At 72.2% G+C, this 16,297-nt stretch carries 10 protein-coding genes; 6 read left to right on the forward strand and 4 right to left on the reverse strand.

Going from position 1 to position 16,297, the window contains the following annotated elements; genetic code table 11:
* Positions 1-60: 60 nt before the first annotated feature.
* The 6 genes from VZQ01_RS10690 (at position 61) to mgtA (ending at position 11,434) form a co-directional block, all read left to right on the forward strand.
* Entirely contained in the window at positions 61-1,116 is a 1,056-nt protein-coding gene (locus VZQ01_RS10690; RefSeq protein ID WP_223747860.1) for a zinc-binding dehydrogenase, read from the forward strand.
* A gap of 33 nt (positions 1,117-1,149) precedes the next feature.
* Positions 1,150-2,583, forward strand: a complete 1,434-nt coding sequence (locus VZQ01_RS10695) for a glycosyltransferase (RefSeq protein WP_426747766.1) — start codon at positions 1,150-1,152, stop codon at positions 2,581-2,583.
* Positions 2,584-2,599: 16 nt separating this feature from the next.
* Positions 2,600-4,942 carry a phosphoenolpyruvate synthase gene (gene ppsA, locus VZQ01_RS10700; protein ID WP_426747767.1) on the forward strand — a complete coding sequence of 781 codons (2,343 nt, stop codon included), beginning with the start codon at positions 2,600-2,602 and terminating at the stop codon, positions 4,940-4,942.
* Between the two features lie 8 nt (positions 4,943-4,950).
* Complete coding sequence (locus tag VZQ01_RS10705; protein ID WP_426747768.1) at positions 4,951-7,053, forward strand: PAS domain-containing sensor histidine kinase; 2,103 nt, start codon at positions 4,951-4,953, stop codon at positions 7,051-7,053.
* A gap of 220 nt (positions 7,054-7,273) precedes the next feature.
* Positions 7,274-7,765: an Hsp20/alpha crystallin family protein gene (locus VZQ01_RS10710; protein WP_141324781.1), complete on the forward strand. Its 492-nt coding sequence runs from the start codon at positions 7,274-7,276 to the stop codon at positions 7,763-7,765.
* Positions 7,766-7,945: 180 nt separating this feature from the next.
* On the forward strand, positions 7,946-11,434 hold the full coding sequence (gene mgtA / locus VZQ01_RS10715) for a magnesium-translocating P-type ATPase (RefSeq protein ID WP_408891475.1): 3,489 nt from the start codon (positions 7,946-7,948) through the stop codon (positions 11,432-11,434).
* On the opposite strand, the gene VZQ01_RS10720 is transcribed toward mgtA, so the two are convergent.
* The 4 genes from VZQ01_RS10720 to VZQ01_RS10735 all read right to left on the reverse strand — a co-directional run bounded on the left by VZQ01_RS10720 (position 11,355) and on the right by VZQ01_RS10735 (position 16,153).
* Positions 11,355-13,874, reverse strand: coding sequence for a cation-translocating P-type ATPase (locus tag VZQ01_RS10720; protein WP_426747769.1), 2,520 nt, complete (start codon positions 13,872-13,874; stop codon positions 11,355-11,357). The two genes, mgtA and VZQ01_RS10720, sit on opposite strands and share 80 nt — an antisense overlap.
* Positions 13,875-14,338: 464 nt before the next feature.
* Positions 14,339-14,524, reverse strand: a complete 186-nt coding sequence (locus tag VZQ01_RS10725) for a suppressor of fused domain protein (RefSeq protein ID WP_426747770.1) — start codon at positions 14,522-14,524, stop codon at positions 14,339-14,341.
* Positions 14,517-14,714, reverse strand: coding sequence for a hypothetical protein (locus VZQ01_RS10730; RefSeq protein ID WP_426747771.1), 198 nt, complete (start codon positions 14,712-14,714; stop codon positions 14,517-14,519). Before VZQ01_RS10730 ends, VZQ01_RS10725 begins: the two co-directional genes overlap by 8 nt.
* A 20-nt stretch (positions 14,715-14,734) precedes the next feature.
* Positions 14,735-16,153 (reverse strand): hypothetical protein, encoded by a 1,419-nt coding sequence (locus tag VZQ01_RS10735; RefSeq protein ID WP_426747772.1) that lies wholly within the window; start codon positions 16,151-16,153, stop codon positions 14,735-14,737.
* Positions 16,154-16,297: the final 144 nt, after the last annotated feature.

A 16,297-nucleotide genomic window follows, 5' to 3' on the forward strand; every position in this document is an offset into this window, starting at 1 on the left:
GGCATGCGCCTGAGGTTTGTCGTGAGGTGGACCCGAGGCACATCCCGCCGGGGGGGAATCATGCGAGCAACCGTCTTTCGAGGCGTTGGGGACTTCGGTCTCGAGGAAGTCGAGCAACCCCGGGCTGGAGCGGGCGAAGCCGTGGTCCGCGTGACGTCGACGACCATCTGCGGCACGGACCTGCACATCGTCCGAGGCGAGTACGCCGTGAAGCCGGGCCTCACGCTCGGCCACGAAATGGTGGGGGTCATCGAGGAGCTGGGCTCCGGAGTGCATGGCTTCCAACCGGGCGAGCGCGTCCTCGTCGGCGCCATCACGCCGTGCGGGCAATGCAACGCCTGCCTGTCCGGACACCTGTCCCAGTGCGGACATGGGACGGGATACGAGGCGATGGGCGGCTGGAGGCTGGGCAACACCCTGGATGGGGCCCAGGCCGAGTACGTCCGGATTCCCTCCGCGCAGGCCAACCTGGCGCCGGTGCCCGCGGGGCTCTCGGACGAACAGGTGCTCTTGCTGGCGGACATCGCCTCCACGGGATTCAGCGGCGCCGAGTCGGGCGGCGTGCGCATCGGCGACACCGTGGTCGTCCTCGCCCAGGGCCCCATCGGACTGTGTGCCTCCCTGGGCGCCCGGTTGATGGGCGCCGCGCGGGTCATCGGGGTCGACGGGGACGAGTCCCGGCGGGCCTTCGCCCGGCGGATGGGCGTGGACGTGGTGCTGGACCCTCGAAGCCAGGACGTCGTGGCGGAGGTCAAGCGGCTGACGGGGAGCGGCGCGGACGTGGCCATCGAGGCCCTGGGCGCCCAGGAGACGTTCGAGACGGCCCTGCGCTCGCTGCGTCCGGGCGGCACCCTCTCCAGCCTGGGGGTCTATTCGGGCAAGCTGCAGCTGCCCTACGACGCGTTCGCCGCGGGGTTGGGGGACCACCGCGTCGTCACCACCCTGTGCCCGGGTGGCAAGGAGCGCATGCGCCGGCTGATGGCCGTCGTCCAGTCGGGACGGGTCGACCTGACGCCCCTGCTCACCCACCACTTCGCGCTGAAGGACATCCGGGACGCGTACGAGCTCTTCGGCCAGCGCCGCGACGGCGTCATCAAGGTCGTCATCCACCCGTGAGTGACGCCCCCCTCCGCCTGAACCGGAGCCCCCATGCTCAAGCCCTTCGAGGTGCACGTCCCGGCGGAACCCCTCACCCGCTTCGAGCACGAGCTGGACGAGCAGGGATGGAACGCACTGCGGACGCTCGCACAGCAGACGCAGGCCCGAATGGCCGGTCGCACGTTCTGGAACATCAGCTCCACGGCGAGGGGCGGCGGCGTGGCGGAGATGCTCCCACGCCTCATCGCCTACGCGCGCGGCACGGGCGTGGACGCGCGCTGGCTCGTGCTCACCGGCACCCCGGAGTTCTTCCACATCACCAAGCGGCTGCACCATGCACTGCATGGCTCCCCCGGTGACGGCTCCGGGCTGGGGACGTCCGAGCACGACTGCTACGACGAGGTCCTCCGCGACAACGCGGAGGAGATCCTCGTCCTGGTGAAGCCCGGGGACGTGGTCCTGCTGCACGACCCGCAGACCGTGGGGCTCGGCCCCGCCCTGTCCTCCGCGGGCGCCCACGTGGCCTGGCGCTGCCATATCGGCCGGGACACGCCGAACGCGGAGGTGGAGCGGGCGTGGGAGTTCCTCGCGCCGGGCCTGGCCGCCGCCCGGCTCACGGTCTTCAGCCGGGCCGCGTATGCGCCCCCCCAGTGCGCGGGCCGGGCGCTCGTCATCCAGCCCTCCATCGACATCTTCGCGGTGAAGAACCAGCCCATGGCGCCCGAGGTCGCGCGCGCCATCCTCGCGACCACCGGTCTGCTGCGCGAGACGCCGGACACGGCGGCGCCCGTCTTCACGCGCGCCGACGGCGTGACGGGGCGCGTGTCGCGGGGCGTGGACGTCATCCGGCTGGGCGCGGGGCCCACCGCCGAAGTTCCCCTCGTGGTGCAGGTGTCCCGGTGGGACCCGCTGAAGGACCCGGCGGGCGTGCTGCTCGGGTTCGCGAGGATGCTGCGCAAGGCGCCCCACGTGCACGCGGAGCTGGTGCTCGCGGGGCCCGCCGTCACGTCCGTGGCCGATGACCCCGACGCGGCGGCGACCCTCGAGGACGTCCACGCGCTGTGGCGACAGCAATCGCGCTTCGTCCGCCAGCATGTCCATCTGGCGTGCCTGCCCATGGCCGACAGCGAGGAGAACGCCGCCATCGTCAACGCGCTGCAACGCCACGCGAGCGTGGTGACGCAGAAGAGCCTCCAGGAAGGCTTCGGGCTCACCCTCACCGAGGCCATGTGGAAGCAGCGCGCCGTGGTGGCGAGCGCGGTGGGCGGACTCCAGGACCAGGTCGTCCATGGGGAGAACGGCCTGCTCGTGCGGAACGCCGGGGACCCGGAGGAGTTCGCGGGCGCGGTGCGCTCGCTCCTGGAGGACCCGGCGCGGGCCGCCGCGCTGGGGCGCCGTGCCCGTGAGACGGTCCGCGCCCGCTTCACCGCCCCTCGTCACCTCACGGACCTCGCGCGCCTCATCGAACGACTGGACGCGCGCTGACACAGGAGATGGAAGCATGGACCCTTCCCATGAGAGCCAGCAGCCCGTCCGGCCCGACGCGCCCGGCGCCACCTCAGACCTCATCCGCTGGTTCGACTCGCTGTCGCGAGAGGACGTCAGCGTGGCGGGAGGCAAGGGCGCCAATCTCGGGGAGCTGACCCACGCCAGCCTCCCCGTACCGCCGGGGTTCGTGGTCACCGCCGCCGCCTTCCAGGAGGCCATGGCGCCCGTGCGCCCCCGGCTCCGCGAGCTCTGGCAGCGCGTCGACCCGGAGGACCCGCAGTCCCTGGCGGAGGTCACCGAGGCGCTGCGAGCCACGGTGCGCCAGGTCCCCGTGCCCGAGCGCCTGCGCTCCGCCCTGCTCGGCGCCTATCACCAGTTGGGCGAGCAGGGGGCCGTGGCCGTCCGCTCCTCGGCGACCTCCGAGGACACCGGCGCCACGTCCTTCGCGGGCATGCACGAGACGTACACCAACGTCGTGGGTGACGAGGCGCTGCTCGACAAGCTGCGCGCGTGCTGGGCCTCGGCCTATGGACAGCGCGTGGTGGCCTACCGGAAGGCCCAGGGCCTCACCGAGGAGCCGGCCATCGCCGTCGTCGTGCAGCGCATGGTGGACTCGACTCGCGCGGGGGTCATGTTCACCGCGGACCCGGCCACCGGGGACCTCCACCGCGTCATCATCGAGGCCGCCTACGGCCTGGGCGAGGTGGTGGTGAGCGGCCAGGTGGAGCCGGACACGTACGTGGTGGCCAAGCAGGGGCCGCGTCTGCTGGAGGTGCGCGTCGGGGAGAAGTCCTTCCAGCGGGTGCGCGATGGCGTGGGCCAGGAGCGGCGCGAAGCGCTCTCCCCCGAGCAGGCCCACCAGCGCGTGCTCCAGGACGTGGAGGTGTTGGAGCTGGCGCGCCTGGGCCTGCGCGTGGAGCGCCACTATGGCGCGCCGCAGGACATCGAATGGGCGGAGGCCGGTGGCAGGCTGTATCTCGTCCAGTCGCGCCCGGTGACGACGCTGGGCGGGGCGACGAAGGAGGAGCGCAAGGACGCGCGGCCCAAAAGCCCCCGGGTGTCCGGGCTGGGCGCCTCTCCAGGGGTCGCGACGGGGCGCGTGCGCGTGCTGCGAAGCCCCGAGGAGGGCCGGCGGCTCCAGACAGGCGAGGTCCTGGTGGCGCCGATGACCTCTCCGGACTGGGTGCCGACGCTCCGGCGCGCGGCCGCGGTAGTGACCGACAGCGGCGGGATGACCTGCCATGCCGCCATCGTCAGCCGGGAGCTGCGCAAGCCCTGCGTGGTGGGCACGCGCACGGCGACCCGGCGGCTCCAGGACGGCGAGGAGGTGACGGTGGATGGCTCCGCGGGCACGGTCCTGGAAGGCCGGGTGGAGCAGCAAGCCCTCGGGGTCGTCTCGTCCGAGCCGTGGAGGCCGAGCGGCCTGGCCTCCGCTGGAACCGCCACGCCCGAAGTGCTCGCCACGCGCCTCTACGTCAATCTGGCCCTCCCCCAGCAGGCCCGCGACGCGGCGGCGCTCCCCGTGGACGGCGTGGGGCTGCTGCGCGCCGAGTTCATGCTCACCGAGGCGCTGGGCGGGGTCCACCCACGCAAGCTCATCGCCGAGGGGCGCGGCCGCGAGTTCGTCGAGCGGATGTCCGACGCGCTGCTCCAGGTCACCCGCGCCTTCGGGAGACGGCCGGTGGTGTACCGCACCACGGACTTCCGGACGAACGAGTTCCGGGGCCTGGAGGGCGGCGCCGAGTTCGAGCCCGCCGAGTCCAACCCCATGATGGGCTTTCGTGGCTGCTACCGATACATCCGCGAGCCGGAGGTGTTCAGGCTCGAGCTGGAGGCGGTCGCCCGCGTGCGGGAGCAGACCCCCAACCTGCACGTGATGATTCCCTTCGTGCGCACCACGTGGGAGCTGGCCGCCTGCCTCGATGCCCTGGACGCAAGCCCCCTGGGCCGCCACCGCGGGCTGGAGCGCTGGGTGATGGCGGAGGTGCCCTCGGTCGTCTACCGCATCCCCGAGTACGCGCGGCTGGGCATCAGCGGCGTGTCCATCGGCTCCAACGACCTCACGCAGCTGATGCTCGGGGTCGACCGGGACTCCGAGTCGTGCGCGGAGCTGTTCGATGAAGCGGACGCGGCGGTGCTGGACGCCATCGTCCGCATCATCCGGGCCAGCCGTGAAGCCGGCATCACCTGCTCCCTCTGCGGTCAGGCCCCCTCCAACCGCCCCGAGTTCGCCGAGCACCTGGTGCGCGCGGGAATCACGTCCATCTCCGTGGACCCCGCGGCGGCCTGGGCCACACGCGAGGTCATCGCGGCGGCGGAGCGACGGCTGTTGCTCGAGGCCGCGCGAGCGCGGTGATGCGTCGCATGCGACGGACAGCGCCACGAGCGCCCTCCTTCTGGGCCCGCCTGCGCCTGCCGCGGCTGCGCCAGGCGAGGCGCTCCCGAGCCGCGCTGGAGAAGTCGCTCCGGCTGGCGGAGGCGCGCCTGTCCGGGCTCATCGCCACCACGGTCGACGCCATCATCTCCGTCGACACGCGGCAGCGAATCACCCTCTTCAACGAGGGGGCGGAGCACATCTTCGGGTACTCCGCACGGGACGCGGTGGGTCAGCCCCTGGACCTCCTGCTCCCGGAGCGCTACCGAGGGGCCCACCAGCACCACGTCCAGCGATTCGCGGCGGGCTCCCGGCTCTCCCGACAGATGGGCGAGCGGAGCACCATCATCGGCCGGCGCAGCAATGGCGAGGAGTTCCCCGCGGAGGCCAGCATCTCCAAGGTGGAGCAGGAGGGCACGCTCGTGCTCACCGTCATCCTTCGCGACATCTCGACCCGCAGACAGGCGGAGGAGGTGCTCCGGACCAGCGAGGAGCGCTTCCGCACGGCGTTCGCGAACGCGCCGACCGGCATGGCCCTGGTCGGGCTGGATGACCGGTTCCTGAGCGTGAACTCCGCCATGTGCGACATCGTTGGCTACACGCCGGAGGAGCTCCTCGCCCGGACCTTCCGGGACATCACCTGGCCCGGGGACCTGGAGGTGACGCTCCAGAACAGACAGCGACTGCTGCGGGGGGAGGTCCACACCTATCAACTGGAGAAGCGCTACCTGCACAAGCAGGGGCACACCGTGAGCATCCTGCTCACCGCCTCGTTGGTCCGTGACTCCCGGGGGCAGCCGCTCCACTTCATCGCGCAGGTGCAGGACATCTCCGAGCGCCAGGAGCTGGAGCGGGCCCAACATTTCCTGGCGGAAGCGGGGCCACGACTGGCGGGCTCGCTGGACTCCCGGACGACGATGGCCGCCGTCACGGGGCTCGCGGTCCCCGCGCTGGCCGACGGGTGCATCGTCGGCCTGGTGGATGAGCACGGGCAGGTCCGGGCGGTGCAAGCCGCGGCGGTCTCCCCCGAGAAGTCCAGGCGCCTGGACGCGCTGCTCGCCCACCACCCGTGCCTCCCCTCCCTCCAGGGGGAGCTCGTCGCGGGTGTGCTCCGAACGGGGCGCTCCGTGGTCCTGCCGGAGTCCTCCGGAGCGGAGACACCGCGGGAGGACGGCTGCCCGCTGGACCTGCTGCGCGGCCTCGGGTCCGTCTCGGGACTCATCGTGCCGCTGCGGGCCCGGGAGCAGACCCTGGGCGCGGTCATGCTGTGGACGGCCGAGTCCGGGCGCCGCTACGGCGAGCAGGACCTGGCGCTGGCGGAGGCCCTGGCCAACCGCGCGGCGCTCGCCATCGACAACGCCCGCCTCCACGAGCGGTCCGAGCAGGCGACCCGCTTGCGGGACGAAGTCCTGCGCGTCGTCGCCCACGACCTCCGCACGCCCCTGAACGTCGTCGCGCTGTGCACGGAGTCCCTCGGCAGGAGGCCCCCCGGCCAGCGGCCTCCCACCCAGACGCTCGAGACCCTCCGCAAGGCGGTGGAGCGGGCCCAACGGCTCATCCAGGACCTGCTGGATGTCGCCCGGATGGAGTCCGGGCACCTGCTCGTCGAGCGTGCGCGGGTGGATGGCGCGTTGCTCGTCCAGGAAGCGCTCGACCTGCACCGCGCGCTCGCCGAGGAGAAATCCATCCAGCTCTCCAGTGACATCCCCCTGCACGCCCCGGCGCTCCTCGCCGACCATGCCCGGGTGGTCCAAATCCTCTCCAACCTGCTCGGCAACGCCATCAAGTTCACGCCCGCCGGCGGACACGTCCACCTCCAGGCCGTCCCCGAGGGAGCCATGATGAGGTTCTCCGTCCGGGACTCAGGGCCCGGGATTGCACCGGAACACCTCTCGCATGTCTTCGAGCCCTTCTGGCAGGCGCAGGCGGGGAGGAAGGAGGGCGCGGGACTCGGGCTCGCCATCGTGAAGGGGCTCGTCGACGCGCATGGCGGCAAGCTCTGGGTGGACAGCCGCCCCGGACAGGGAAGCACCTTCTGCTTCACCCTCCCCACGCAAGCGTCGGCCGACCAGCCACACCCACCTCACGCGTGAGTCCACGGCGGCAGGCCGCACGCTCGCCGAGGCCGGGCACGGGGGCAGGTCTGTCGTGGCGGTCCGAGAGGAAGCCCCAACACGGGCAGGGCGGCGATGGCCTCCGCGTCCGGGGCCCAGCACACCTTGCGCGCTCCGAGGCCCCCCTTACCCTTCAAGAGGGAGCCAGAGGCCTGGCACGCATGGCGCGCGCCGGTCAGCCCCAAGGAGGTCATGAACCATGGCAATGCTTCCCGTCCGACGCGCGAAGAGGCTCGCGAGCAGCGAGCAATCCTGGGACCCCTTCGCTCAGATGCGGGAGTTGCTCCAGGCAGCCCCCACGGAGTCACTGCGAGGGCTGGTGCCGGGAGCCAGGGAGGACTGGACGCTCTCCCCCGACTTCGACGTCAAGGAGACGCAGGACGCCTACGTCTTCAAGGCGGACCTGCCGGGCATCCAGCAGGAGGACGTGGAGATTTCCGTCACCGGGCAGCGGCTCACCATCAGCGGCAAGCGCGAAGAGGAGAAGCGCGAGGAGGGCGAGCGCTATTTCACGTACGAGCGCAGCCACGGCAGCTTCGCCCGGACCTTCACCGTGCCGGAGGGCGTGGACCTGGACAACGTCAACGCGGAGCTGAAGGAGGGCGTGCTCACCCTGAACATCCCCAAGCGCCCGGAGGGCAGGTCCAGGCGCATCCCCATCGGCAGTGGCCCGGCCAAGGGCAAGGCGTGAGCCTCGTCCCGCCAGGAGCCGGCCCCGCACCGCGGGGGACGCGGCCCGCGCCCGAGGCGCCTCCGCGGAGGCGCCCGGTGGGGCGGCTGGGAGTGTCCGCGCATGCTTCATCGCAGCATGGACAGACACCGCCGCGAGCCTCCCCCCCGGGCTGAGCGCGGGGCGGGGCCGCGGCCCCGGATGGAGTGGCGCAGGTGGGGCTTCGGACTCGCGCTGCTGGCGTCCGTCGTCCTGGTCGCCACGCGATGGACGGAGGAGCGGGACTTCGCCTTGATGCTGCGTCGGGCGGCGCCCTCCTGGCTGCTGCTCGCCGCGCTGCTGCAGGCGGCGACGTACCTGTCCCAGTCCGCGGTGTGGAGCGCCGTGCTGGCGAGGACGCCCTTCCGCGTCCCGCGAGGCGCGCTCTATTCGATGAGCGTCGCCAAGCTCTTCATCGACCAGGCCCTCCCCTCCGCGGGCATCAGCGGCTCGGTGCTCATCGTCCAGGGGATGACCCGGCGGGGGGTCGGCCGAGGGGCCGTGATGGCGTGTGTGGTGGTCGAGACGATGACCAACCAGGCCGCGCTCATCCTGGGACTGTTGCTCGCGCTCGGGACGGAGGGCTGGGTCGGCGAGGCGCGCGCGCTGGTGTGGCTCGCCACGGGGGTGCTCATCGTCCTCACCGGCGCGCTCATCGGCCTGCTCCTGCGACTGTCCCGAAGGGGGCGCGGTGGTGTCCCGTCCTCGCGGCGCATCGCGAGGATTCCCGGCGCCAGGACCCTCCTCGAGGCGCTCAGCGAAGCACCACCGTCACTGACGCACAGCCCCCGGGTGCTGGGCGAGGCCACCGGCTACAACTTCCTCATCCACCTGCTCGACGCCGCGACCCTGTGGGCCCTGCTCCGCTCGGTGGGGGTGGACGCTCCCGCGGCGGGGGTCTTCACGGCGTTCATGCTGTCCACGCTGGCCCGCACGCTCGGGGTCGTCCCCGGCGGCCTCGGGACGTTCGAGGCCGCGTCCATCGGCCTGCTGCACCTGATGGGCGTCTCGATGGAGGCGTCGCTCTCGGCGACGCTGCTGTTCCGTGGGTTCAGCTTCTACCTCCCCCTGGTCCCCGGGCTGCTGCTGTCCAGGCGCGAGCTGCGCGGGCAACGGGAGGCCTCCCGTCCGAGCCCCGTCGAGCGATATTGGAGTCAGTCCCTCCCGGCCCTGCTCGAGGCCCTGCGGACGACCCCCGAGGGGCTCTCCCGTGAGGAGGCCGCGCGTCGGCGGGAGCTTCACCGCGCGAACGCGGTGGAGCAGACGCATGCGCCCTCCCGCCTGGGCGTCGTCTGGGGCCAGCTCAAGAGCCCCCTGGTCCTGCTCCTGGTCATCGCGGCGGCCATCTCCGCGTTCACCGGCGCGTGGAGCGATGCCCTCATCGTCCTGGCCATCCTGTCGGGCAGCGTGCTGCTCGGCTACTCACGCGAGTACAAGGCCCAGGCCACCATCGCGCGGCTGAGGGAGCAGGTCACGACCGGGGTGAAGGTCCTGCGCGACGGGCGACCCACCACCGCGCCGCTGCCGGACATCGTCCCGGGGGATGTCGTGCTGCTGTCGGCGGGCAGCGTGGTGCCCGCGGACGCCCGCCTCCTCGAGGCGACGGACCTGTTCGTCAGCCAGGCGGTGCTGACCGGAGAGAGCTTCCCGGTGGAGAAACGCCCCGGGAGCGCGCCCCCCGAGGCGGCGCTCATCGGACGTGACAACTGCGTCTTCCGGGGGACGCATGTGCGCAATGGCACCGGCCGATGCCTCGTCGTCGCGACCGGCCGGGACACGTCTTTCGGAGGCATCACCCGACACCTGGCGCTCCGGGCCCCCGAGACGGAGTTCGACCGGGGCCTGAGGCAGTTCGGTCATGTCCTGCTCACCACCATGATGGTGATGGTGCTCACCGTCGTCGCCATCAACACGCTGCTGAACCGGCCGCCCCTGGAGACGCTCCTGTTCGCCCTCGCCCTCGCGGTGGGGCTGAGCCCGGAGCTGCTGCCGGCCATCCTCAGCGTGAACCTCTCCGCAGGCTCTCAGGCCATGGCCAACCGAGGCGTGCTGGTCCGCAGGCTCGGCGCCATCGAGAACCTGGGCAGCATGGACGTGCTGTGCACCGACAAGACGGGGACCCTGACCGAAGGGGTCGTCAGCCTCCTGGGGGCCCACGACACCTCGGGCCAGCCATCCGAGCACGTCCTCACCCTGGCGACCCTCAACGCCGGGCTCCAGGCGGGCCTGGCCAATCCGCTCGACGAGGCCATCCTCCGGGCGCGACCGCTCCCGGCCGAGGGCGCCCGGAAGCTGGGGGAGATTCCCTACGACTTCGTCCGCAAGCGCCTGTCCGTCATCGTCCGCCAGGGTGGCGAGGTCCTGCTCGTCACCAAGGGGGCCTTCCCCCAGGTCGTGGAGGCCTGCACCCGGACGGCCGGAGGAGCCCCGCTCGACGCGCCGCTCCGGGCGAGGCTTCAGGACCAGGTCGACGCCTGGGGAGAACAGGGAGTGCGCGTGCTGGCCCTGGCGACGCGCGCCATCCAGGCCCGGGAGCGCTACACGCGGGAAGACGAGCACGAGCTGACCTTCCTGGGATTCTTGACCTTCGTCGACCAGCCCAAGGCGGGCGCCCGGGAGGCCCTCCTGGAGCTCTCCGGGTTGGGGGTGCGCGTCAAGCTCATCACCGGAGACAGCCGCAGGGTCGCGGAGCACGTCGCGAGGCAGGTGGGGCTCGGCGCCGAGCGGGTGCTCACGGGCGCCCGGCTCCACCACCTGACGGACGAGGCGCTGTGGCACCAGGTCGAGCACGTGGAGCTCTTCGTCGAGGTGGACCCGACCCAGAAGGAGCGCATCATCCTGGCGCTGAAGAAGCAGGGCCATGTGGTGGGCTTCCTGGGAGACGGGGTGAACGACGCCCCGGCGATGCACGCGGCCGATGCCAGCCTCTCCGTGGACCAGGCCGCGGACGTGGCCCGGGAGGCCGCGGACTTCGTCCTCCTCCGGCGACACCTGGACGTCGTCCGACACGGCATCGAGGAGGGGCGCAGGACGTTCGCCAACACGATGAAGTACGTGCTCACCACGACGAGCGCGAACCTGGGGAACATGATCAGCATGGCGGCCGCCTCGCTGTTCCTTCCCTTCCTGCCGCTGCTGCCGGGGCAGATCCTCCTGAACAACTTCCTCTCCGACATCCCCGCGGTGGGGCTGGCGGGCGACAGCGTGGACCCCGAGCTGGTGGACCGGCCGCGGCGCTGGGACAAGCGCCTCATCGGGCGGTTCATGGTGACCTTCGGACTGCTGAGCTCGCTCTTCGACGTCCTCACCTTCGGGGTGCTGCGGCAGCTGTTCCACGCCGGCCCCGAGCTGTTCCGCACCGGCTGGTTCATCGAGTCGCTGCTGACGGAGCTGGCGGTCGCGCTGGTGGTGCGCACGCGCCGTCCCTTCTACCGCAGCCGCCCTGGGAGGCTGCTGCTCGTCTCCACGGGGGCCGTCATCGCGCTCACCTTCCTGGTGCCCTTCATCCCCCACGCGAGCGTCCTCGGCTTCGTGCGCCCTCCCCTCCTGCTGCTCGTGGCGGTGACCACCATCACCCTGCTGTATGTCGTCGCAGCGGAGCAGGCCAAGGGGCCCTTCTTCCGGAGACAGGACCCAGCCCACGTCCGATGAGCAGCGGCACCAGCGCCACCAGCACCCCCAGCGCGACGCGCGCCCAGTCATCGACATGCAAGGGGTGCAGCCCCAGCACCGCCGCGAAGGGCCGCACCTGGATGAGCAGGACGGACACGCCCAGGGACAAAGCGCAGATCCACCGGGCCGTGCGGGTGCGCAGCCCCGTGAGCACGGCCGCGAAGCAGGCGCTCGCGAGCGTGAGCGAGGCCAGCGCCACCGCGCGACCGTGCTCCACGTCGCGCGTGGGGCCGAGGCTCCGGTCGTAGCCCCAGACCAGTCCCGCGGTCAGCAACCCGCCCGCCACCACGAGGGTGACCCAGTCCCGCGAGGAGAAGACGCGCGTGGCGCTCCGTCCCCGGGAGGGCCCCAGCCGGCCCGGCCGCGCCGCCTCCTGGAAGGCCAGCATCGCCGTGGGGTGGATGATGAGCTCCAACCACACGATGTGGATGGGCAGGTACAGCAGCGGATAGCCCGCCAGCGGGAGCAGCGCGGCCGTGAACACGAGCGGGATGTGGACGAGCAGCAGGTACTGGAAGCAGCGCTGGAGGTTGTCGAAGAGCTGTCGGCCCTCCGCGATGGCGCGCACCAGCGTGCCGAAGTCGTCGTCGAGCAACACGATGGACGAGGCCTCGCGCGCGCCGCGCGTCCCGCGCTCCCCCATGCAGATGCCCACGTCGGCGGCCTGGAGCGCGGGGATGTCGTTCACCCCGTCCCCCGTCGCCGCCACCACCTCGCCGTGCTCTTGCAGCGCCCGCACCAGCGCGTGCTTCTGGGCCGGCAGCGCCCGGGCCACCACGTCCACCGCCGGGGGCGCGCCCGCGTCCTGAAGGCGCGCCTCCAGCACCTCGCCCGTCATGACCACGGGCCGTGCGCCGCCGAGCCCCAGCTCCCGCGCCACCGTCAACGCCGTCTCCGGATGGTCCCCTGTCACCATCACGGTGCGCAGCCCCGCCTCCCTGCACTCGCGCACCGCCTCCCTGACCCCGACGCGAATCGGGTCCTCGCAGGCGATGACCCCCAGGAAGTGGAAGCCCTGGTCGGGCTCGCCCCCACGCCACGAGGCGGGGTCCAGCGGCTGACTCGCGCACGCGATGACCTTGCGCCCCTCGCGCGCGAGCGCCGAGACGCGCTGGGCCCACTCCGCCCGGTCGTCGGGCGCGAGCGCAGCGCGGGCCATCACCTGCTCGGGGGCGCCCTTCACGGCGGCGAGCAGCCCAGCGCCCTCCTCCACCACCGCGGTCTCCCGCTGGCGCTCCTCCGTGAAGGGGAACGTGGCCCGGACCCGCCCTCCGCGCACGGGGACCGAGGCCCGCGCGGCCTCTTCGAGCAGCGCGGTGTCGAGCGGGTCCTGCCCTTCCTCGCGCGACGCCAGCGCCGCGACGCGCAGCAGCTCCTCCCGGGTGACGTCCGACGAGGGGAGCACCCTGGCCACGCCCAGCCGACCCTCCGTCAGCGTGCCCGTCTTGTCGGAGCAGATGCACGTGACCCGGCCGATGTTCTCCACGGAGACGGCGCGCCGCACCAGGGCCTGCCTGCGCGCGAGCCGGTAGACGCCCGCGCCCAGGAAGAAGGTGAGCGCCAGGGGGAACTCCTCGGGGAGCGCGGCCACGCCGAGCGTGGCGGCGCTCAAGAGCGCATCCGCCCATCCGAAGCCCTGGCGCCAGCGGACGAAGGCGAGGACGCCACACAGCCCGGCGGCCACCATCACCAGGACGGAGACCAGCTGCGCCACGGCCTGCTGGAGCGGTGTACGGGCTCGCGCGCCCCGCTCGGCGGAGCGCACGATGCTCCCATAGAGCGTGTCGGCGCCCGTGTAGACGACGCGCACCCAGGCCGTCCCCGTCAGCAGGCGCGTCCCGGCGAGGCCCCAGTATCGCCCCTCCACGGGTGGCGCCTCTCCGGGCGGCAGCTGGCCCAGGGGCCGCTTGCCCACCGGCAGGGACTCGCCCGTCAGCGAGGACTCCTCGGCCTGGAGTGCCTCGCCCCGCACGACCAGGCCATCGGCGGGGAAGTAGGCACCGGCGTCCACGCGGGCCAGGTCCCCCACCACCACCTCCGCGGCGGGGACCTCCGCCTCGCGCCCATCCCGGAGCACGACGGCCCGCGCCGCCAACCGGCTCTGCAGGCCCTCGGTGGAGACGCGCGTGCGATGGTGAAGGAAGGCATCCATGCCGAGCAGTGGAGCAATGGCTCCCAGCAGCACCAGCCCCTCCGACACCTTGCCCAGCACGAGGTAGAGCGTGCTCATCCCCACGAGGAACCAGAGCATCGGGTCGCCCGCCGCCTCGCGGAGGCTCGCCAGGGTGGAGCGGCGGGGCCTCACCACCACGTCATTGCGCCCATACTGCCCGCGCCGCGCCAGCACTTCGTCGGATGCGAGCCCCGTGGCCTCTTTCAGGGGACAGGGCAGGCGGCGGGTGGGGACGGGGATGCGCATGAGCGCTCACGGTGCCGCCTCGTCGCGAGGCTGGCGGGTCGCCAGGGCGTCCACGGAGACGGGTCTGGCGGCGACGCCCGACTCCGGATGGGCTCGAGGCAAACGTGCGGCGGGAGCACGCGTCGCACATTCACCGCCCCCACGCAGGGTCGCTGCGTCGGCTCCGTTCGGGCGCTCGGCGCGCTGTCCCCCGCCGGGTCCCGCCAGGACGACCCCGACCCGCCAAGACCGCGCCGACGGGATGGGCTCCTCCCCTGGCGGGCATCAAGGTCGAGCAATGGCTCCAGGTAGAAGAGGTCCACTACCGCCAGCGACAGGAACAGGGTCAACAAGCGGCGCCCGCCGGCCACCCCCACTGCGCCATCCCGGATGAAGTGCTGCCCTGGGCCCGTGGTGCGTGGGGCCCGCGTGCGCGCTCCCTGGCGCGCGGACGGCTGGCGCGTGCCCGGACAGCCCGCTTGAGCTCAGACGAGCGAAGAGCGATGGACGTCCGCGGGGCTCACGTCGCTGGCCTCCAGGAGCTCGCTGAAGGCGTCGAATCCTTCCTTCTGGATGAACGCGTACTCCGCCTCATGCAGCGGCACGAGCCAGCACAGCTCGATGTGCTGAGGACCGAGGTGGCGGCTGCCGAACTCCTCGTCCTCACCCATGGCCTCGTCCACGGACGGTGGCGAAGCGCGCGACGGGAGACTCCGCGGAGGCCGGGAAGAAGTAGACCTCGACGACGTCGGTCTGCCGGGAGAAGCGCTGCCGGTCGCGCGGCATGCCCCAGTGCCGCAGGCAGGCCCCCAGCACGACGGTCCGCCGGAGGTCCTGCTGGAACAGCTCGGGTGGGTCCATTCGACCAGTCTACCGTCACGTCACTTCGTGGCGGGCACAGGCGTCTTGACGGGCTCGGGCCGCGGCGGTGCCTGGAGCGGAGGCAGTGACGCGGTCAACGCGCCCACGTAGAGCCGGCCGGAGAAACCATCCGGCTGTCGGGCGGGGTAGAGCCTCAGCCCCGCGTCCTGCGCGGTGGCCTGTCGCGCCTCCAGCGACGGGCTGATGCCGAAGACGTTGCACTCCACGTCCTCCTCCCAGACGCTGTAGCGACACACGTACTGGGTGCCGCGCCGGAAGCCCACGTCCAGCGCTCGCACCGAGGGCAGCACCTTCGCCACCCGCGAGCCCATGGGCTCCAGGTCCCCATCCCAGCTCACCTGCGTGGTGCGAGCGTGGACGCTCCCCGTGAGCACCAGCGTCCAGGCCTGGGGGCGCCTGGCCTGCGCCTTCAACAGTCCCTGGGCCATCCGCTCCTCGCGCTCGTTGCCGTGCGCCTTGTCGGAGTCGATGGCGACCACGGCCACGTCCTTGCCGGAGACGCGCAGGCGGCGCGCCTGCTCGACGAGCCAGAGCATGGCGCGGCTGCTGCGCCCGTCCTGGTACACCCGGCGCCAGAAGGCGCTCCCCGAGAGGAGCTCCTGCAACGCGGAGGAGTCGCCGGAGCTGCCCAGATAGCGCTCCAGCAGCGGCTGCTCCACGTCGGGGATGGACAGCGCCAGCGTCACTGGCAACTCCCGGGACGTGGCCTCACACAACATCCGCAGCGCCACGGACGGCACCTCCTGTGTGCCCAGCGGGTCCGCCACCAGCAGGACGCCGCCCGCGGAGAACAGCGACGAAGCGCCCTCCACGGGAGCACCACAGGAGGGCGGAGCGACGGGGGCGCGCTCCTCCTCGTTGCCTCCCTCCATCACCACCGAGCGCATGGGCAGGGGAGGATTGCCGCCCACCAGCTCCAGCGCGGGAGCCATCTCCAGCGCCGCGAGGAGCCGCTGCTCCACGCCCATGTCGCGAAGGCCCTGCGCCGGCCGGTAGCCCTCCAGGCCAGGGAGGCCCTTGAAGTCGGCGATGATATCCACCTGCCTGCTCGGGGTGCCGCGGACCTCGGAGGCGAACGCCGGGTCATGCACGTAGCGAAGGCGGAAGATGCGGACGACGGACTGTCGGGGGCCGTGCCGCTCACCCTGGATGTAGAAGCGCTCCGGCGGGGAGATGTCCGGGATGAAGGAGGAGAACATCTCCAGGCCGCCCTCCTTCTCCAGCACGTCGAAGCGGCCCGTCTCCAGGATGTGCCGGGCCGTCATCATCGCGTCCTCGACGGGCACCTGGTAGACGAGCTCCTCCGCCGGAACCTCGTATTGGCCCGTCTCAGGGTTGTACTGGGTCGCGAGGCCTCGCGTGGGGCCGGCACATCCCACGAACCCCAACAGCCCCAGCATCACTCCGGACCATCGCATCGAAGCCTCCATGGCCAACCCGCGGCCCTCGATGAACGACTGGCGCGCGCCGGACATATTCCTCCACCGTCGGATTCGTGGGAACCCGGGCCCGAGCGAGCACCGGCTCCGGTGCGGACCTGGCAGCTTGCCCGCGCCTCGGGT

This window comes from Myxococcus faecalis (assembly GCF_050039385.1).
Classification (GTDB): domain Bacteria; phylum Myxococcota; class Myxococcia; order Myxococcales; family Myxococcaceae; genus Myxococcus; species Myxococcus fulvus.

Bases quoted from the DNA above. Each gene is read 5' to 3' on its own strand.
- VZQ01_RS10690 (WP_223747860.1), top strand. From the start codon at position 61: ATGCGAGCAACCGTCTTTCGAGGCGTTGGGGACTTCGGTCTCGAGGAA.
- VZQ01_RS10695 (WP_426747766.1), top strand. From the start codon at position 1,150: ATGCTCAAGCCCTTCGAGGTGCACGTCCCGGCGGAACCCCTCACCCGC.
- ppsA (WP_426747767.1), top strand. From the start codon at position 2,600: ATGGACCCTTCCCATGAGAGCCAGCAGCCCGTCCGGCCCGACGCGCCC.
- VZQ01_RS10705 (WP_426747768.1), top strand. From the start codon at position 4,951: ATGCGACGGACAGCGCCACGAGCGCCCTCCTTCTGGGCCCGCCTGCGC.
- VZQ01_RS10710 (WP_141324781.1), top strand. From the start codon at position 7,274: ATGGCAATGCTTCCCGTCCGACGCGCGAAGAGGCTCGCGAGCAGCGAG.
- mgtA (WP_408891475.1), top strand. From the start codon at position 7,946: ATGGAGTGGCGCAGGTGGGGCTTCGGACTCGCGCTGCTGGCGTCCGTC.
- VZQ01_RS10720 (WP_426747769.1), bottom strand. From the start codon at position 13,874: ATGCGCATCCCCGTCCCCACCCGCCGCCTGCCCTGTCCCCTGAAAGAG.
- VZQ01_RS10725 (WP_426747770.1), bottom strand. From the start codon at position 14,524: ATGGGTGAGGACGAGGAGTTCGGCAGCCGCCACCTCGGTCCTCAGCAC.
- VZQ01_RS10730 (WP_426747771.1), bottom strand. From the start codon at position 14,714: ATGGACCCACCCGAGCTGTTCCAGCAGGACCTCCGGCGGACCGTCGTG.
- VZQ01_RS10735 (WP_426747772.1), bottom strand. From the start codon at position 16,153: ATGCGATGGTCCGGAGTGATGCTGGGGCTGTTGGGGTTCGTGGGATGT.